At 56.8% G+C, this 18019-nt stretch carries 16 protein-coding genes; 3 read left to right on the top strand and 13 right to left on the bottom strand.

The genetic code is table 11. The annotated features are described in order from the left end of the window. Positions 1-87: 87 nt before the first annotated feature. The 4 genes from QU660_RS03260 to trxB are packed head-to-tail and all read right to left on the bottom strand — an operon-like array spanning position 88 to position 4047. Complete coding sequence (locus QU660_RS03260; protein WP_304946910.1) at positions 88-612, bottom strand: adenine phosphoribosyltransferase; 525 nt, start codon at positions 610-612, stop codon at positions 88-90. A gap of 44 nt (positions 613-656) precedes the next feature. Then, positions 657-2375, bottom strand: coding sequence for a single-stranded-DNA-specific exonuclease RecJ (gene recJ, locus QU660_RS03255; protein WP_304946909.1), 1719 nt, complete (start codon positions 2373-2375; stop codon positions 657-659). Positions 2376-2383: 8 nt separating this feature from the next. Then, entirely contained in the window at positions 2384-3130 is a 747-nt protein-coding gene (locus QU660_RS03250) for a ribonuclease domain-containing protein (RefSeq protein ID WP_304946908.1), read from the bottom strand. Beyond that, positions 3127-4047, bottom strand: a complete 921-nt coding sequence (gene trxB / locus QU660_RS03245) for a thioredoxin-disulfide reductase (RefSeq protein ID WP_304946907.1) — start codon at positions 4045-4047, stop codon at positions 3127-3129. Before trxB ends, QU660_RS03250 begins: the two co-directional genes overlap by 4 nt. Before the next feature lie 149 nt (positions 4048-4196). Here trxB and ymfI point away from each other — a divergent pair, with 149 nt between their 5' ends. Beyond that, the gene (gene ymfI, locus QU660_RS03240) at positions 4197-4970 is read left to right on the top strand and encodes an elongation factor P 5-aminopentanone reductase (RefSeq protein ID WP_304946906.1); all 774 of its coding nucleotides are present in this window, start codon (positions 4197-4199) and stop codon (positions 4968-4970) included. Between the two features lie 6 nt (positions 4971-4976). On the opposite strand, the gene QU660_RS03235 is transcribed toward ymfI, so the two are convergent. The 5 genes from QU660_RS03235 to QU660_RS03215 all read right to left on the bottom strand — a co-directional run bounded on the left by QU660_RS03235 (position 4977) and on the right by QU660_RS03215 (position 8665). Continuing rightward, positions 4977-5810 (bottom strand): SPL family radical SAM protein, encoded by an 834-nt coding sequence (locus QU660_RS03235; RefSeq protein WP_304946905.1) that lies wholly within the window; start codon positions 5808-5810, stop codon positions 4977-4979. Then, a complete protein-coding gene (locus QU660_RS03230) occupies positions 5740-6405 on the bottom strand; it encodes a hypothetical protein (protein ID WP_304946904.1) in 666 nt (221 codons plus the stop codon). Before QU660_RS03230 ends, QU660_RS03235 begins: the two co-directional genes overlap by 71 nt. 125 nt (positions 6406-6530) lie before the next feature. Beyond that, positions 6531-6791 carry a SemiSWEET family transporter gene (locus tag QU660_RS03225; RefSeq protein WP_304947214.1) on the bottom strand — a complete coding sequence of 87 codons (261 nt, stop codon included), beginning with the start codon at positions 6789-6791 and terminating at the stop codon, positions 6531-6533. 93 nt (positions 6792-6884) lie between these two features. After that, complete coding sequence (locus tag QU660_RS03220; RefSeq protein ID WP_304946903.1) at positions 6885-8159, bottom strand: 2-hydroxycarboxylate transporter family protein; 1275 nt, start codon at positions 8157-8159, stop codon at positions 6885-6887. Beyond that, the gene (locus QU660_RS03215) at positions 8156-8665 is read right to left on the bottom strand and encodes an SF0329 family protein (protein WP_314156809.1); all 510 of its coding nucleotides are present in this window, start codon (positions 8663-8665) and stop codon (positions 8156-8158) included. The genes QU660_RS03220 and QU660_RS03215 overlap by 4 nt, the downstream gene beginning before the upstream one ends. 164 nt (positions 8666-8829) lie before the next feature. Between QU660_RS03215 and QU660_RS03210 the strand changes: the two genes are divergently transcribed. Together QU660_RS03210 and QU660_RS03205 are read left to right on the top strand one after the other, a co-directional pair. After that, positions 8830-9882, top strand: a complete 1053-nt coding sequence (locus tag QU660_RS03210) for a S66 family peptidase (protein WP_304946901.1) — start codon at positions 8830-8832, stop codon at positions 9880-9882. A gap of 149 nt (positions 9883-10031) precedes the next feature. Further along, positions 10032-12167, top strand: a complete 2136-nt coding sequence (locus tag QU660_RS03205) for a glutamine synthetase III family protein (protein ID WP_304946900.1) — start codon at positions 10032-10034, stop codon at positions 12165-12167. A gap of 79 nt (positions 12168-12246) precedes the next feature. On the opposite strand, the gene QU660_RS03200 is transcribed toward QU660_RS03205, so the two are convergent. From QU660_RS03200 to QU660_RS03185, 4 genes are all read right to left on the bottom strand, one after another. Next, the gene (locus QU660_RS03200; RefSeq protein ID WP_304946899.1) at positions 12247-13818 is read right to left on the bottom strand and encodes a metal ABC transporter solute-binding protein, Zn/Mn family; all 1572 of its coding nucleotides are present in this window, start codon (positions 13816-13818) and stop codon (positions 12247-12249) included. Between the two features lie 253 nt (positions 13819-14071). Further along, positions 14072-15316, bottom strand: a complete 1245-nt coding sequence (locus tag QU660_RS03195; protein ID WP_304946898.1) for an OmpA family protein — start codon at positions 15314-15316, stop codon at positions 14072-14074. Between the two features lie 158 nt (positions 15317-15474). Beyond that, positions 15475-16320 carry an MBL fold metallo-hydrolase gene (locus tag QU660_RS03190; RefSeq protein ID WP_304946897.1) on the bottom strand — a complete coding sequence of 282 codons (846 nt, stop codon included), beginning with the start codon at positions 16318-16320 and terminating at the stop codon, positions 15475-15477. A 198-nt stretch (positions 16321-16518) separates the two neighbouring features. Further along, complete coding sequence (locus QU660_RS03185; RefSeq protein WP_304946896.1) at positions 16519-17883, bottom strand: aldehyde dehydrogenase family protein; 1365 nt, start codon at positions 17881-17883, stop codon at positions 16519-16521. Between the last annotated feature and the right edge of the window lie 136 nt (positions 17884-18019).

The following is an 18019-nucleotide window of genomic DNA, read 5'->3' as shown; positions in this document are numbered from 1 at the left end:
TTTTCTTAAGACCTTTTCTTTCAGCCCCTTCTTAACGGACTTTCCGCTTCAGAAAAAGCGCTGCCCCAAGCGGACAGCGCTCTTCTTTTACTTTCCCTCGTAGCTCACCAGCGAGAAGACCGGATAGCCTTCCAGCTTATCTCTGCCGTGCAGTCCCTTTAACTCAATCACAACCAAAACCTTTTCGACCACGCCGCCGAGCTTTTCGATTAAGCGTATCATGGCCTCCGTCGTGCCGCCGGTCGCGATCAAGTCGTCGACAATCACGACGCGCTGTCCCGGTTTGATCGCATCCTTATGGATCTCGATGGTCGCATGGCCGTACTCCAGCTCATAGGTCTCGGAAATGGTCTCCGCCGGGAGCTTGCCCGCCTTCCGAATCGGAACAAAGGGCTTATACTCCGCATAGGCGAGCGGAACACCGAAAATAAAACCGCGGGATTCCGGACCCACGACGACATCGTAATCGACACCCTTCAGTGCCTCGCGAAGACCGTCGACCGCAAGGTGCAGCCCCTCCGCGTCCTGCAAAATCGTCGTGATATCCCGAAACATGACGCCGGGCTCCGGAAAATCCGGAATGGTGCGCACATAATCCGCCACTGTCTTCATTGCTTTTCCTCCAACGCGAAAAAATTCAGCCTTACTATAACAGTTCAGCGCTCAAATTTCCATGCTTTCAACACAAGTTGCAAGCTTGTTCTGCCGAGATATTCGTTCAGTTCCGGAAAATAGAGGACAGCGAAATACTTGCTTTCCGCCATCTCCGCAAGGAAGGCGTCGCCGTCGGTGAAGGCAATTGCCTCTCTCACCGTTCCGGCTTCGTCCCGGAGACTTAATTTCACGACATTCCGGTTCTTTCCGAGCACCCTGGCGCTCCGTATCTCCACATGCCTCTGCCCGAAGCAGGGGCGCACATTGCCCTGTCCGAAGGGCTCCATGCGCGAGAGCTCCGCAATCAAATCCTCGTTCGCATAGGCAAAGGGAAGCGCAATGTCAATCCACTGGGTCTCTATGAGCTGCGCTTCGCTGAGTTCGGCGTTTCGATTGAGTTGCTCCCGGAAGCTCGTCAATTCGGTCTCCGGAAGCGTGAGCCCCGCCGCCATGGGGTGCCCGCCGAATTTGCTGAGGAGGGGAGAGACTTCCTCGAGCGCATGAAACATGTGATAGCCCTCAATGCTTCGCCCCGAGCCCTTTAAAAATCCGGCTTCCTGACTGTCCGTCAGCACAAAGCTCGGGCGGTAGTACTTCTCCTTGAGCCGCCCCGCAATGATGCCGGCCACCGACTCGTGACAATCCTTTAGATAGACCACCAATACTTTCGGGAGTTCGGGCAGCGCATCGATCTCCTCCGAGGCCGCGCGTATGCCGTTCTCCGTCATCTGCTTTCTCTGATCGTTCAGCGCCTTCAGGCGCTCCGCAGCCTCTTCGGCCCGCGTTTCATCTTCTTCCAAAAGCATCGAGAGTCCGAGCTTTGCGCTCTCCAGACGGCCGCCCGCGTTTAAGCAAGGGCCTATCACAAAGCCGATGTGATAGGTAGAAAGCGCCGCCGGGTTTAACTCGCAGCGCGCAATCAGCTTTTGAAGCCCCGAATTCTCGCAGCTGCCGATTGCTTTCAGCCCTTCTCGCACGATGATGCGGTTCTCCTTTCGGAGCGGCATCACATCGCCGACCGTCGCAATCGCCGCAAAGGGCAACAGCACCCTTGCATCCTCTTTGGGCTTTCCGAAGTGCAGGTAGAGCTCTTCAATCAGCTTCCAGGCGACCACCGCGCCGCAGATCGAAGAAAAGGGATACTGCGCCCCCTCGCGCTTCGGGTCTATGACCGCGTGGGCGGGCGGCAGTAACTCCTCACCGTCTTCGCCGTGCGCCACCTCGTGGTGATCTGTCACGATGACCGTGAGCCCCTGCTCCACGGCGGCCGCAACTTCGTTCCGCGCCGCAATGCCGTTGTCGCAAGTCACGATGGTATCCACACCCTCGGCTGCCGCGCGCTCCACCAGGCGCAGGTTTAGGCCGTAGCCGTCCGCAATGCGGTCCGGAATATCATAGTCCGCATTTGCGCCGAGCGCCCGCATGCCCTGCAATAGAATGTAGGTCGAGCAAACACCGTCGATGTCGTAGTCTCCGATGATGCGTATTGACTTTCGCGCCCGTATTTTTTCCGCCAGAATTTCGACACTCCGCGCCATGTCGGGCAGCAGATCTCCGCTCGGAATCGCATCAAGACTCCCGTTCAAATACGTATCCATCTCATCCTCGGCGATATCGCGGTTAATCAAAATACGCGCGAGCATGGGCGACACGGAAAAGCGGGCCGAAATCGCCCCGAAATCGGCCCGCTTGCTGTAAACCATCCACTTGGTATCTCGCATGATCCTCCTCAATAGAGCTGCGTGAAACTCTTGTAGTGATCGTCGGTGTAAAAAATCAGCCCGTCGTTTGAGTAGACCAAGCGCTTTGCATTGCGCCGCCCGCCCTGATAGTCGATGTCACACTCGTAATAGCGCCGTCCCGCCTTCTCGGGGAGCTGTCCCTCGTAATTGCCGAAGCGGGAACCGCCGACACTCATGCCGGGAAAGGCCTCACCGAAATCACCTTCTCCGAAGCGGAAGCCCTGTTCTTCTGCGTCCTTCTTCGAAATAAAGTTTTTCGGGAGCTTTCCGTAGGTGTGGAGGTAGAGCGCAACCTCATCGCGGGAGGTGTAGCTGCCGTCCTCGCGGATACCGGCTCCTGCCTCGGTACCACGCTCCGACGCACGCGTCGCGGTAGCACTCTTCTTTGCGGCGCGCGTCTCCTCGGCGGCTGTGCTCGCAAGTGCTTCGCTCGTCTCTGCTTCGGTCAGAGTCTCGGAGGCACTTGTCGCTGCTTTGTCACTCTGCCGCTTGTCGGACTGTTTGGATTTCTTGGATTTTTTGGACTTCTTCTGTTTCTTCTTCGACTTCGCGGTGCCGCTCTCCGAACTTTCCCTCTGCGTGCTCTCCGCTTCCGTTGCAAGGGCCGTCTGCTCGGATTGGCTTTCCGCCCGGCTCTCTGCACCGCTTCCCTGCGCCGCACAGCCAACCAGCAGGAAGAGAACGGGAAGCAGTACCAGTAGGCGCCGAAGCCCCCGCATCAGCTTCTCTCTCATTGTTCGGTCAGATAGCGCACCGCGCTCTCCACGGCATTCGCGCCGTCCGCCACCGCGGTGATGACCTGGCGCAGCTGCTTCTTCCGCACATCGCCCGCCGCATAGACGCCGGGCACATTGGTCTCGCAGCTCTCGTCGCCGAGCACATAGCCCCTCTCATCCGTCGCAAGGAAGGGGAAATTTTTCGATTCGGGGACGATGCCGACCGCGATAAAGAGACCGTCGATTGCGAGTTCACTCTCCGCGCCGCTCTTTTTGTTCTTCACGAGGATGGACTTTAACTGCCCCTCACCGCGTATTTCTTCGACCGTCGAATCGAGCACCAACTCGATGTTCTCTGTTGCTCTGACCTTATCTTCCAGAATTTTCGCACCGCGAAAGCTGTCCCGACGGTGAATCAGGTATACTTTCTGACAGAGTCTCGCAAGATAAAGCGCATCGCCGAGCGCCACATCGCCGCCGCCGACCACGGCCGTCACCTTATTCCGGTAAAAATTGCCATCGCAGGTTGCGCAGTAGGAGACGCCGCTGCCGGTCAGCTCTTTCTCGCCCGGAACGCCGAGCAGGGAGTGCTCCGCGCCGCTTGCAATCACAAGGGTCTTTGCGGTATAGCTCTCTTCGCTGCCGACCACGGTCTTGGTGCCGTCCTCGTTGATGCGGACCTCCGATACTTCATCCGTCACAAAGGGTGCGCCGAGCTTCTCCGCATGCTCGCGGAACTTTTGCCCGAGCTCAAAACCGCCGATGCCCGGGAGCCCGGGATAGTTATCGACCTCGGTCGTATTGAGAATCTGACCGCCGCTGATCATCTGCTTTTCGATGACAATTAAATCCAACTTGGCTCTCTGGCCGTAAACCGCCGCGGCAAGACCGGCCGGTCCCGAACCTATAATAATCATGTCATAAATACGACTCATACTGCCTCACTTTCTTAAGAAAAGCGCGCCCGTTTGCGCGCTTATAGTCTAGCACAGTGCTAGGAATTGGCGCAAGTCCCCGCGACGTGCTACACTGGTAACGAAACCAAACAAAAAAGAGTTCACCCCCCAAGACAGGAGTTCACCCCATGACGGAACCGTATTCCCCGATTGAAGAAGCAACAAGAAAAACCCGCCCGCTTGCTCTGGTGACCGGCGCTTCCCGCGGCATAGGCCGTGCAATCGCCGTTGCCCTCGCGGAAGCGGGCTATGACTTATTTCTGATTGCCAGAAAGGAAGCGGAAAAACTGAAGGACACCGCAGAGCGCTGCCGCAGCCTCGGTGCCGTTGTCGAGCTCCGCTGCGCGGACATCAGCTGCAGCAAAGCCTGCGAGGACATCTTTGCGGCTCCGGACGACCTCCTCGGCCGTCTAAAACTCCTCGTCGCAAACGCCGGCATCTCAAAGCTCGGCCTGCTTCAGGATATGACGCCCGACGACTGGGATGCCATGCTGCGCACCGATTTAAGTTCCTGCTTCTATCTGTCGCGGCTTGCCATTCCGCGTATGCTGCACGCCGGCGGCGGCAAACTAATCTTCATCTCTTCGGTCTGGGGCAGCCGCGGTGCCTCCTGTGAGGTCGCCTATTCGGCGGCCAAGGGCGGCGTCAATGCCTTCACGAAGGCGCTCGCCAAGGAGCTGGCCCCCTCCAACATCCAGGTCAATGCGATAGCCCCCGGCGCAATCGATACCGACATGAACGCCTGGCTTACGGAAGAGGAGCGCGCCGTGCTCGAAGAAGAAATTCCGGCGGGACGCATGGGGCTTCCGGAAGAAGTCGCCGCGCTTGTCTGCCAAATTGCCGCAGCCCCCGCATATCTCACCGGCAACATTCTGACCCTCTCGGGCGGCTGGGAAATTTAAACCGCCTCAGAGATCGTAAAAATCGAAGAGTGAGAGCTGTTGCCCGCCGCGTCTGTCTTGAAACGCATGGCGGAACGCAAACAAATCCTCCGGATCCGTCACGAGACCGCAGGCCGCCGTACTCGTCTCGAAAAATTCCGCGAGCGCCTCTGCATTCGGCGAGAGAAAACTTGCGTTCTTGCCTGCTTTCCCGGGCGGCAAGAGCGCTTCGTAAGCTTCCGGCAGCTCCGGCGACAGTTCCCGGAGACAGGAGAAAAAGTAGGCCGAAGCACCGGCGCGGAGTGTTACCCCAAAGCCGTTCAGAAGGACGCCGTAGACCTTAGCGTCCACACAATCCGCGAGTAGCGCCTGCAGGTTTTCAAGGCTGTCCGTCAAATACGGCAACACCGGTCCCAGTGTAACGACAGTCGGAATCCCGGCATCACGGAGCGCCTTCAGCAGCTGCCGCCGCTCTGCGACCGTGCTCTCCGCGGGTTCAAGCCGTGCGGAAAGAGCCTCATCCGCCGTGGTCAGCATGACCTCGACCACGCAGCGCGTTTTTCTCTGGATGCTCTTAAGCACATCCAGATCTCGAAGCAAGCGTATCGACTTGGTTCTAAGTGAGACGCCGAACTCGAAGCGGTCTATCACTTCGAGGGAACGGCGCATAAGGAGCAATTCCTCTTCTTCTTTCGGGTAGGGCTCGCTCGCGGAACCCACCATAATCATACAGCGGCTCTGTTTTCGCCGAAGCGTCACCTCAAGGAGATCGGGGGCATTGATTTTTGCCTCAAGCTCCCCGTCCGACTCCCGAAAGCGGCTCGATGCAAGCTTTGCATCGCAGGACAGGATACTGCACACGCCGCCTCGGTAAATGTTCAGACCATTTTGCGTCGACAATATGGTTTTTGCCACGCGCTCGTGCATCGTTTCTCTCCTCCCCCGGCAGCAGCAATCTCACGATACGCCGCCCGCGTATGTGTTCCGACCGAAAATATTCCATGGTCTCGACAAAATCTTCTTTGCCGTCCGCCGCGTTAAAAAAGCGATAGCGGGCGGGCGCTTCGGCATCGACCAGTACAAAGGCAATGTAGTGCGGCTCTCTGCCCTCCATATAGCGGAGTATCCCCCGCGGTGCGCTGTGCTCTTTCACCACCCGAATCAAAGTTTCTCCACTCCCGTAAATGCGCGCCACGGGAATATTCCGCTCCGCATAGTAGCGCACCATGGTCGGGAACGGCGTCCCCTGGGTCCCGTCATAGGGGAGCATCTTACGCATCACCTCGTAGACCGCCTCCGCCGCAATGCTCTGTCCGATCGCATGCTCGACATTGTAAATCGCTACCCAGCCGCAACCGTTAAACGAAGTCGGATAGCGACCGTAGGGAAAATTTTTGAGATAATCCTGATCCTTTAAATAACCGTCTTCCGTCAGTGCCCGCGGATCGATTTCCATGACCTTCTCCCCCCTCTCTCATGTTGCAAACGCGGAGTCCTCCGAACGAGAACTCCGCGTTATGATTAGCGCTATCTTTTATCATAGCATATCTTCACTTTTGCGACAATCCAGCCCGCCAATCATCAGAGCGAGGTCAGGAAAGTTGCCAGACCCAAAACAACACCGACCGAATTCGGAATCATCAAAATCACATCTCGCTTCGGCTCTTTGGTAAACCCGTAGAGCACCCAGATTAAGCATGAAACCGCCGCAAAGAGCGGCTGATACGGCTGTCCCTTGACGCCGTGCAAATTCGCAAGGATTTGCGGAATATAGGCGACGAAAACAAACACACCGAGAAACGCTCCTACACTGCCGATTGCCGTATTAATTTTCTGCTTAATGCTCAAAATATAAACCTCTCTTTCATAACCGTATTTTTTTGCGACTGATGTCAGTTATAGCACGCTGATATAGTTTTTGCAAGCAATGCACCGTCAGCCCGTAAGCAGTCCCACCAAAATGCCGCCGAGCGTCAGCATAAGCGCACCTATGCTCCGGGTCACAATTTGCGCAAAGGGCAGGAGCGCCATGCGGTCCGCCGCCGAGAGCACGGCCACGTTGCCGGAGCCTCCCATATTGGTCGTACACATGCCCGCCGCAATCGAAGCCTCGAGCGGATAAAAGCCCATAAGCCTGCTGCCCACAAAGCCCGCGGTCAGAGTAATTGCGAGTACGCCGAGCACAACGGTCAGGAGATACGGAAGCGTCAGCACAGCCGCGAGTCGGTTTAAATTGAGAAGCACAATGCCGATTCCCGTGAGGGCTGCCGCCGTAAAGGCGCGTATCACAAACTGCCCCCAGACCGCTGCTGCCTCTTCCATCTCCGTCGGCAGGACAGAAAAGCCCTTTGCCGCCATAATGCAGAGTATCATGCCGGCATAGGCGGGGAGAGCCGGGACAAAGCCGTGCAACAGCGCTCCGCCCATGTAGAAGGCGAGCGAAAGCAGAAGCCCCGCGAGCAGCTTGGAAAAGTCGATGCGCGGTGTTTCCAAGCTTTTTTCGGCCGTCTCGCCGCGAAGCAGCTGCCCGCCGCCGCTGATTTTCGGAAAACTTCGAGACAGCTGCACCGAGAGCGCCCCGAAGAGGATGGACACAATATTCCCGAGCACCGTAGCCGGCGCAATTCGCGTTAAAATCTCGCCCGCCGGAATTCCGGTCGCCTCGGCATAAATCCCGGAGAGCGGCACCGCGCCCGCGGTCATGCCGCCGGAAGTCATGGGAATCGCGATATAGAGCAGGCTCTCAGCGGGGCAGAAGCCCTGCAAAAGCCCGAGCAGCACAACCACCGCCGTGCCCGCCGCGACGCCCGCAAACGCGGTCGGCAGAATGCGGAGCGAGGCGCGAAACAAAAGCCGCCGGTCGATTTGAAAGAGACTGCCCGTAATCAGCGCCGCAATGTAAAAAATCAAGAAGCCCTCTTGCTGAACAAAGCGATCGAGTAAGCCCATACTGCCCGCGGGAAAGAGCCCGAGCGCAGAAAGCGCCGCACCGCCGAGCACGCAGACCACGGAGCCGCCGAAATAAGTCCTCACAATCGGCACGTTCTTTCCGAGTTCGTTTAAGCCCTCACCGAGCACCAAGAGTAAAAACAGGCCGCCCGGCATACCCGCCGGAATCACACCGCGCCACAGCGCGAGAAAGAGCAGCCCGAGCAAGGCTAGGTAAAGCGGCAGCGGAAGTCCCGCGACCCGTTTCATCTCTCTCTTCATTCCTCCCCTCCCCTCTCCGCGCGCAGTCCCTCCGCAGCTGCCCGTATCGCAAAAAATTCGCGAAACGTTTTTTCTTCCCCTTCGATTCCCCGCCTTATTTTTTCAAGTCTCCGTTTTCCTACCCTGCGGTCCAGAATCGCGAAAATGCGGACCAGCATATTTTCGCTTGATAGGCTCTCTTCTATGCTCTGATTGTCAAAGATTGAAAACGCCTCGTAAAAGCTCCGCTGATCAAAGACCCCGAGCTGCACCGCGGTGTCGTCCGTAAAAGCCATCTCCTCTTTCATCCGCCTCTCGTAGCGCGCATCCCGCGGAAAGAGCTCGGCTTTCAGCCAGTTGTTGTAATAGCAGCCCGCAATGATCTCCTTACCGTCAAAACGTATCGCCGCGCGTCCCTCGTGATCGGGACTCTTACTGTAACTCGTCGCATAATATTGAATATGCCCGCGGAGAGACGCCGCCAAATATTCGTTTTCCAGTTTGCTCCGCATGCCGCTCCAGCTCACAGTCATTCCTCCCGTTTTATACTGCTCTCATTCTTCCTTCTCATGCTTTCTTCTCATCCTATTTTACCCCGCAATTCCCTGTTAAGAAAGCGCCTTCGATGGCATAATAGAGTTTAAACGATAACGATTGATTCCCGAAATTCACTTTGCTTTTAGGAGGCCCCATGCGTTACCCCCATTTTTTACCCGAAAACGGAAGCATCGGCTTTATTGCCCCTTCCTTCGGCGCTGCCACGGAACCCTACCGCTCCGCCTTTCTGAATGCCCGCGCTAAATTCGAAGCCATGGGCTACCGCTGCGTGACCGGCCCGAATGCCTTTGTGCAAGAGGGCGTCGGCATCAGCAATACGCCGGAAGCCTGCGCTTCGGAGGTCAATGACTTTTTTACGCGGAACGATACGGACATTCTGATTTCCCTCGGCGGCGGTGAGCTCATGTGCACCATTCTGGATGCGGTCGATTTTCCCGCCATCGCGACCGCTCCCCCAAAGTGGTTCATGGGCTACTCGGACAATACGAATCTGAACTTCCTCTTGCCGACCCTCTGCGACACGGCAGCGATCTACGCCCCGAACGCGCCCGCCTTCGGCATGGAGCCCTGGCACCCGGCGCTTTTCGATGCCTTCGATTTACTCTGCGGCAAGCGCTCGGAATTTGAAAACTATGACCGCTGGCAGTACACCGCCCTCCGCGATGAAGAACACCCGCTGCTCCCCTATCACTTAGACCGCGAAACCAAGCTGCGCTGCTTTCAGCCGGACGCCGCGGGCGAAATGCGGGAGACCGCCGCTCCCCTCACGCTCCGCGGGCGCTTGCTTGGCGGCTGCCTCGATATCCTAGGCGGGCTCGCGGGAACCTCCTTTGACCGCGTGGAAGAATTTTTAGAGCGCTATCCGGATGAGCCCATACTCTGGTTCTTTGAGTCCTGCGACCTCAATGTCTTCGATATGGAGCGCGTCCTCTGGCGGCTCGCGCACTGCGGCTGGTTCTCCCGCGTCGGCGGCTTCCTGATCGGGCGCCCCTTGCACTTTGACGAGCCGCTCTTCGGTCTTGACCAGTACGCCGCTGTCCTTCATCGTCTTAAGCAGTACCGCATCCCCATCATCATGGATGCAGACTTCGGCCACCTGCCGCCCGCCCTTCCGCTTATCAACGGGGCAGTCGCGACCGTAGAACGGACCGGGAACCGCTTACAGCTCCGCTACGAGTTTCGCTGAAATCCGCACAAACATGCATTAATATGCATGTACAATTGTATGACAATCAACAAAATTCCCCTGCCTCCGTTTACAGCTCATTTCCGCTGTGATACAGTCCTTTCAAACAGAATGACGACAGCAACAGCTGTGAATCAAAGGAGGAGCTCATGGAAGAAAAGCGTGAAACAATCAGTATCGCAGAACTTTTCGGTGAAAATGTATTCAGCGATCGCGTGATGCGGGAACGCCTTCCGAACGCTGTCTATCGGCGCGTCAAAAAGAGCATGACCGAAGGCTATGAACTGGAACGCGACACCGCGGATGCGGTTGCTCAAGCCATGAAAGCCTGGGCTGTCGAAAACGGGGCGACCCACTACACGCATTGGTTCCAGCCGCTCTCCGGCGTCGCCGCCGAGAAACACGACAGCTTTCTCTCCGGGGTAGATTCCGAGGGCCGCGCTCTGCTCGAATTCTCCGGAAAGAATTTGGTGCGCAGCGAAACCGATGCCTCCTCCTTCCCGTCCGGCGGCCTCCGCGCAACCTTTGAGGCACGCGGCTACACCGTTTGGGACTGCACCAGCCCCGCCTTTCTCCGAAAAGAAGGAGATTGTGTGACCCTCTGTATCCCGACCGCATTTTGCGCCTACGCGGGCGAGGCGCTCGATCAGAAGACGCCTCTGCTCCGCTCCATGGAAGCCTTAAACCGCGAGGCCATGCGCATTTTAAAACTCTTCGGCGTGAACGATGCTCGCTGGGTCAAACCCTCGGTCGGTGCCGAACAGGAATATTTCATTATAGACCGCGAGAAGTATTTAAAGCGCAAGGACTTAATCTACACCGGTCGCACCCTCTTCGGCAGCATGCCCGCAAAGGGGCAGGAGCTCGATGACCACTACTTCGGCGTACTGCGCCGCCGCATCGCCGCCTTTATGCGCGATGTGGACCTGGAACTCTGGAAGCTCGGGGTCAGCGCAAAGACCGAACACAACGAGGTTGCGCCCGGGCAACATGAGCTGGCTCCCATCTTTGAAGAGGCGAATCTCGCCGTGGATCACAATCAGCTGACCATGGAAATACTCCAGAAGCAGGCGGGGCGCCACGGACTCGAATGTCTCCTGCACGAGAAGCCCTTTGCCGGCGTCAACGGCTCCGGCAAGCACAACAACTGGTCCGTCGCGACCGATACCGGTTTAAATCTCCTGAATCCCGGCAAGCGCCCGCACGAGAATCAACTCTTTCTTCTGACTCTTGCCTGCGTACTTGCGGCCGTGGACACCCACGCGGATTTGCTGCGGCTCTCTGCGGCGAATGTCGGCAATGACCACCGCCTCGGCGCAGACGAGGCGCCGCCCGCCATCATCTCCTGTTTTCTCGGCACCCAGCTCGAGGACATTGTCGCGCAGATCATTGAGACCGGCAGCGCGAGCAGCTCGATTTCCGGAAAGAGCCTGGAGACCCATGTAAACACGCTCCCGAATCTCTATGCCGATGTGACCGACCGAAATCGCACCTCGCCCTTCGCCTTCACCGGCAATAAATTTGAGTTCCGCATGGTCGGCTCCGGCGACAGCATTGCAAGCGCCAACATTGTCCTGAATACGATACTTGCAGAACAGTTCCGCCTCGCGGCCGATCGGCTTGAGACAGCCGCTTCGGTCAAAGATGCCGCGCAGGACCTGATACGCGAGCTCCTTACTGCGCATCAGCGCATTGTCTTCAACGGAAACGGCTACTCCGAGGAATGGGTACAGGAAGCTGCGCGACGCGGTCTCCCGAACTTAAAATCCTCAATCGACGCAATTCCCGCCTTCACGAGCAAGAAGGCCGTGGAACTCTTTTCGGCCTTCGGCATTTATTCCGAGACCGAGTTAAAGAGCCGCAGCATTGTCGCCTATGAAAACTATGCAAAGCGCATTAACATCGAAGCGCGCGCCATGATTAATATCTCCGGAAAACAGCTGATTCCGGCGGCGATTCACTATGTGACCCGGCTTGCAAGTTCCGTTAACCAGGTGAAGAGCGCCTGTCCCGCAGCCGATGTGAGCACGCAGGAAGATTTGCTGCTCCGCGCGAGTGAGCTTCTCAGCGATATGAAGCGAAGCCGCGAGAAATTGCTGAGCGATACCGACCTCGCCGCTTCGATTCAGGATCCGGCGGCGCGTGCCGCGGCCTATCACACCCAAATTGTCGCGGACATGCGGGTGCTTCGCGAGAGCGCCGATGCGCTGGAGACCGTGGTCGACAAGGACCTCTGGCCGCTCCCGAGTTACGGAGATCTCCTGTTTGAAGTCAGCGAACCGTAAACAAGCAGCTACAAAAAGAGAGGCACATGCAAATTTGCATGTGCCTCTCTTTTTATTGGTTTCGGTTGCCCGCTACTTCTTACTGCAGTGCCTGCTTCAGAACCTCAAGGTTCTTCTGCATCACGCCTAGGTAGGTCTCGCCGTCCGCAATGTTCTTCTCGGTCACGGACTGCATGGAGTCGAGAACCAGAATCTTCTGATTCTTCTCCTGCGTGTTCTGCTGAATCGTGTTTGCAATCTTCTGATCGGAGTTCTCAATCACAAGGATGTTGTTCAGCTTCTTCTCATCCACCTTCTCCGCAAGGAAGCGTACGGTCTCAAAGCTTGCCTCGGTATCCGCGGAGCAGCCCACAAACGCCGCGCTGTAGTCAAGGCCGTAGTCGTCCACAAGATAGCGGAACGGGAAGCGATCGCCGAAGAGCAGGTACTTATTCGCAGCGTTCTTTACGACATCCGCATACTGCGTGTCGAGCTCGGAGAGCTGCTTATTGTAAGCCTCTGCGTTCTTCTTGTAGTTCTCTGCGTTTGCCGCATCCAGCGCGGAGAGATCCTCCGCAATCTTGTTCACATAGAGCTCTGCGTTCTTCAGGGAGAGCCATACGTGCTCGTCGTACTCGGTCTCCTCGTGGTGATCGTGGCCTGCGAGCTCATCGTTCACTTCCTCTGCCGTCATCGCAGCCGGATAGAAGGTCGGCCAGTAGCTCTCGGGATCCTTGATTGCGTCGAAGCTCTCGTTGCTAAAGCGGATGTGGAAATGTTCCGGCTCCGCCGGCTCGATCATGTGGTCGTTGATTTCAACGTAAATCGGCGCGCCGGAATTCTTATCCTCGGCCTCAAAGCGATACATCGCAGCCTTGGTGCCCGTGGACCAGTTCTGGATGTAGGTGCCGAGGTACTTATACGCGGACTTCACTTCCTTGCCGCTCTCATCCGTAAAGCTGATCGTATCGCCGTCGATGTTAATCTTCGCGATATCGGTCTCATAGCCCTTCAGGTAGTAAGCCTTGTACTCTTCCGCCGTCATCTTGCCGGTCTTCTCGGCCTTCTCCTTAAATGCCTCGTCGAGCACGCCGCTCTTTGCGAGCGGGTAAGCGGACTGCCACTCGCCCTTCCAGTCACTTAAACTTCTGTCCTTAACCTCGCTGTCCTCGAAGGTCGAAACCTCCTTGCCGTGGCTGTGCTCGTGCTCATGCTCGCTCTCCTGCATGCCCTCCTTCATCTCCTCTTCCTTGGCCTTGTCGCCGAGGACTTCCATGAGGTTGATGACCTTCATGTTCTTGTTCTTCGCCTCTTTGAGCGCATCGTCAACCCAGCCGTCGGACTCGCCGCCAACATAGATGAATAGATCCGCCTCGCTGATCTTCGCGATATCTTCTGCGCTCGGCTGGAAGCTGTGCAGGTCCACGCCGCTCTTTAAGAGCAGGGTGAGCTCCGCATTCTCCGCCTTGTCACCGAGCACTGCCTTTGCCCAGTCGTACTCCGGGAAAATGGTTGTGACAACCTTAAGCTTCTGACCGCTTGCGGCCGTACTCTCTGTCTTCGCCTCGCTACTTCCCGCAGCACTGCTCTCTGCCTTCTTGCTTCCGCCGCAGCCGGCCAATAATGCTGCCGAAAGCGCGGAGACCAAAAGAAACTGTCCGAACTTTTTCATATGCCTCCTCTGTTATCCCCTCATTGATATTTGCAAGCTTTTTCCATTTGCAAGGTGATTGCAATTCTACTCGGAAATGAAGGCAATGTCAAGGCATTCTGTTAGTATTACATAACTTTTTCGCCGCGTTTTATATACTTTGCGATTTGTTTGCTGCGGATGCATTTTTCGGTAACACAAAAGACCGGGAAATCATGCTTCCCGGTCTTTCTTCATTCTTCTCACTTAGCGCTATTTCGATTGCGCCTATCGCTTATACCGTCGGGATGATAATCTCCACGCGGCGGTTCTGCTGTCTGCCCTCCACGGTCTCGTTGGTCGCGACCGGACGGCTCTCGCCGTAGCCCTGGGTCGTAATCTCCGCGCTCACGCCCTGCGCCTTCAAATACGCCTTGACCGAATTCGCGCGGTTCTCCGAAAGCGTTTGGTTGTAGTCATCGTCCGCATTGGAATCCGTGTGACCGTCAATCTCAAAGGCCGTAATCCCTGCCTCCGTGAGGAGCTTTGCAAGCTGATTGAGGGTCTCCTGCGCCTCCGGGCGAATGTCATACTTGTCCACATCGAAGAGCACGCCGGAATCCAGGGTGATCAAGAGACTGTTTGCCTCAAGACTCGGGACGGCCGGAACAGAGCCGAGCCGCGGGAGGCGCGGCAATGTGCCGAGCGGCGCCGCATCCACGGTCACGCTCTTTGTTCCCTTGGTGACCGTCGCCTTGCCCTTGCCATCGTTCTTGATGGTAAGCATATTCGCGTAATCGTGATAGCTGCCCGAGCCGTCCTTGTTCTGTGTAATCTGCACCTTACCCGCGCGGTAGCTCATCTCCTCATCGTCCGCGGTGACGGTGACTCCGTTCTGCGTGTTTGTGTACAGTCCCTCGCCGTCGTCATCCACCATCAGTGAGATGCCGTAACGTCCGTCCCTGTAAATTCCGGAGCCGTCATCATCCACCTGGAGGGAGATGCCCTGCTTACTGTCAATGTACTGACCCGAGCCGTCTTCGTCGCGCTGAATCGTGATGCCGCGCTCCTTGTCAATGTACTGGCCCTCACCGTTTCCGTCGGTCTGCACCGTCAAATTTCCGTCCTTATACTGCCCGTCACCGTTGCTGCCGAGCTGCATGACCGTGGAACCGCGCTGAATCTGATCGTTCTCCACCTTGACCGCCGTGACCGTAATGCCGGGAACCGAGCTCAGCGCCTTGGTCTTATCGAGCGTAATCTTAGCGGCCGGATTCTCCGCAATGCCGAGTTCCGGCAAAACAACCGCCGGAATCTCCGGAATCTGTCCGAGCTCATAGCCCGGCACCTTCATGTCCGCATCGTCCGCCTGTGCCGCCTTGGTCTCGGCCGCAGTCGAAGCCGCGCTTGTCTCGACAGTCGCCGTAGAGCTCTCGGCCGCCGTGCTCGCCGCACTGCTCTCTGCCTTTTTTCCGGATGCGCAGCCTGTGGCCGCAACGCTGAGTGCCAAAACCGCCGCGCAGAGCATTGTTTTCTTCATCTGTGATCCTCTCGAAATTTTGTCATGTTTCCCCATCATAACAGAGCCGCATTCTGCTGTCTATTCGCACATAGATCGCAAATCTGTCGATTTTCTTAGGGTTTCGCAAGTTTTTGCGCCACAACGTAACCGTATTCAGAGAAACCGGCCGCAACGAATCACAGGGGCATAGCCGCACGCGCGCGCGTGTCCTCGCTCTCGTCGTAGGCATCGTAGGGCGCCGCGGGATTGTAAAAGCGCCTGCCCGAAGTCTTGCAGCAGAGATCGCAGTGCGCAAACACAAAGTCCAAATCCGCCGAATAGCCCGTGTGTCCGGTGACCACGAGCGGCTGCAAATTCCGCGCGCGGAGTTTTTCCTCAAATTCCGCGAGGGCGCGAACCGCGAGGCGATTATCCTCCGCAAGAGAGGCAATGAAGCTGTAGCCGCCGTCCGCGCCGAGCCATATCGCATCCCCGGTCAAGAGATAGCGTCCGTCCAACAAGTAGACCATATGGCCCCAAGTGTGACCCGGCACCAGAAAACACTCGATTTGAATGTCGCCGATTGTGAACACCTGCCCGTCCCGAAGCAGAACCTTTTCGTTCGGAATCCGAACGCGGGGCAAGCTTCCCAGACGGTAGAGCACACGGCGCTTCCGTTCGCCGGTAAGATAGCGATTTTCAATCTCGCCGAGATACACGGTCGCATCGCGGAACAGACCGCCGCCGTCCGCCTCGACCGCGCCTATGTGGTCGGTGTCAAGGTGGGTGAGCAGCACATTTGAAATTTGCGCCGGTTTTAGGCCGAGCCAGCCCATTTTTTCTTCAAGCCGCTCGTAATGATAGCCCGCATCGATCATAAGCACCGTGTCGCCCTTTCGGTAGAAAAACACGTTGGCGACCCACTCCCGCACACAGGCCAGGTGCTCATCGATCCACCCCGTATTCAAAGGGTTAAAAATCCCCTTGCCCCGATACATCCAACTCATAAACTTGTGCTGAAACGCCGTAGACTTCTCTGACATATCATCACTCCTTTACCACTCTTGCGGAACACATACCGCCGCTCGTTCATTCGAATTCCAAGGACCTTATCGCATCTCTATACGCAGCGTTCTCTTATCTGCTTACGCTTTCAAACGCCGGCGCATATCCTTCCGTTCGCTTTCCGTTTTCGATATTCCGTCACGAAAGCCTCCTACTCCCCGGTTCCCGGCGTCCGCTCATAGGAACTTCTTTAGGAGTTTCAGCTTTCCTTCGCCAAAAGGCGCGTAGCGAAACGGAAAATCCGGAAAGCCGGTGTTTTTCACGACCGCCTTTTTATGGCTGAAGGTCTCAAAGCCGTATCTTCCGTGATACGCGCCCATGCCGCTGTTCCCCACGCCGCCAAAGGGCAGGCGGTGGTTCCCGATTTGCAGCAAGACATCGTTCACGCAGCCGCCGCCGAAGGAGAGCCTGGATATGAGCGCCTCCGCCTTCCGCTTATCCCGCGTAAAGACATAGCAGGCGAGCGGCTTTTCCCGCGCCTTGATTTCTTGAATCGCCGTCTCAAGTTCATCGTAGACGATGATGGGCAGCAAGGGGCCAAAGATTTCTTCCTGCATACAAGGGTGGTCAAACGCCGCCTCCGGAAAGAGGGTCGGTGCAATTTTTGCCGCGCGCTCGTTCATTGCCCCGCCGATTACCTCTTTCTCTGCGGCAATCAGGCCTGCCAGACGCGCATAGTGCCTGCGGTTGATGATTTTCGGGTAGCTCTCCTGCCGCTCTGCCTTGGGATAGCGCCGCGAAATTTCCGCCCCTAAGGCTTGTACCAGCGCAGCCTTAACACGGCGCTGTACGAGCACATAGTCGACCGCAATGCAGGTCTGACCGGCGTTTAAGAATTTTCCCCAGGCAATGCGCCGCGCCGCGAGCTTTATGTCCGCGCTCTCATCGACAATGCAGGGACTCTTGCCGCCGAGCTCCAAAGTGACAGGCGTCAGATGTTCGCTCGCAGCTCGCATAATAATCTTTCCGACTCGCGGACTTCCGGTAAAGAAGATATAGTCGTAGCGCTGACAAAGTAATTCCGCATGGTCCGTGTCCGGTGCCGCCGCGTACACATACGATGCGGGAAATACCGCCTGCAGGAGTTTTCGTATGAGCGCCGATGTGTGCACGCTCTCCGCCGAGCACTTTACAACGGCGCAGTTTCCCGCGGCAATTGCCGCTATGAGGGGCGCAATACTCAAGTAAAAGGGATAGTTCCAAGGAGCTAGTATCAGCACCACGCCGTAGGGCTCCCGGTACACATAGTTCTTTGCCGGAAAGCTTGCGAGACTGCCCCGCACTCGTTCTGTTCTCGCCCAGATTCTCAGATTTTGACGCGCTTCCCGGAGCTCCCCGTAGACCAAGGCGAGCTCCGTCATATAGGCCTCCGCCCGCGATTTCGAGAGATCCAGTCGGAGCGCCGCAAGGATGGCATTCTCCTGTTCGCGAATCTGCGTTTCCAAGCGTTCCAGCATCGCAAGCCGAAACGCAAGGGGTTTTGTTCTGTCCCCGTCAAAATATACCCGCTGGGCGGCAATCCGTTTTGCCAAGCTTCCCATGCGCCGCCTCCTTTCTTCCTCCGAACGATTTCGTATCGTTATCACCTTATTCCCAATCGCGTTCTTGCATTGCTTACGCTTATTCTGAAAGCGTGTTTTTCCTACGATTTTAGCTTCCCCCGCATTGCCTGCTCGG

Source organism: Stomatobaculum sp. F0698, assembly GCF_030644385.1.
Lineage (GTDB): Bacteria > Bacillota > Clostridia > Lachnospirales > Lachnospiraceae > Moryella.
The sequence above is the reverse complement of the archived record's forward strand: the minus strand, read 5'-3'. Positions and strand labels throughout refer to the sequence as shown.

Bases quoted from the DNA above. Each gene is read 5' to 3' on its own strand.
- QU660_RS03260 (WP_304946910.1), bottom strand. From the start codon at position 612: ATGAAGACAGTGGCGGATTATGTGCGCACCATTCCGGATTTTCCGGAG.
- recJ (WP_304946909.1), bottom strand. From the start codon at position 2,375: ATGCGAGATACCAAGTGGATGGTTTACAGCAAGCGGGCCGATTTCGGG.
- QU660_RS03250 (WP_304946908.1), bottom strand. From the start codon at position 3,130: ATGAGAGAGAAGCTGATGCGGGGGCTTCGGCGCCTACTGGTACTGCTT.
- trxB (WP_304946907.1), bottom strand. From the start codon at position 4,047: ATGAGTCGTATTTATGACATGATTATTATAGGTTCGGGACCGGCCGGT.
- ymfI (WP_304946906.1), top strand. From the start codon at position 4,197: ATGACGGAACCGTATTCCCCGATTGAAGAAGCAACAAGAAAAACCCGC.
- QU660_RS03230 (WP_304946904.1), bottom strand. From the start codon at position 6,405: ATGGAAATCGATCCGCGGGCACTGACGGAAGACGGTTATTTAAAGGAT.
- QU660_RS03220 (WP_304946903.1), bottom strand. From the start codon at position 8,159: ATGAAGAGAGAGATGAAACGGGTCGCGGGACTTCCGCTGCCGCTTTAC.
- QU660_RS03210 (WP_304946901.1), top strand. From the start codon at position 8,830: ATGCGTTACCCCCATTTTTTACCCGAAAACGGAAGCATCGGCTTTATT.
- QU660_RS03205 (WP_304946900.1), top strand. From the start codon at position 10,032: ATGGAAGAAAAGCGTGAAACAATCAGTATCGCAGAACTTTTCGGTGAA.
- QU660_RS03200 (WP_304946899.1), bottom strand. From the start codon at position 13,818: ATGAAAAAGTTCGGACAGTTTCTTTTGGTCTCCGCGCTTTCGGCAGCA.
- QU660_RS03195 (WP_304946898.1), bottom strand. From the start codon at position 15,316: ATGAAGAAAACAATGCTCTGCGCGGCGGTTTTGGCACTCAGCGTTGCG.
- QU660_RS03190 (WP_304946897.1), bottom strand. From the start codon at position 16,320: ATGTCAGAGAAGTCTACGGCGTTTCAGCACAAGTTTATGAGTTGGATG.
- QU660_RS03185 (WP_304946896.1), bottom strand. From the start codon at position 17,883: ATGGGAAGCTTGGCAAAACGGATTGCCGCCCAGCGGGTATATTTTGAC.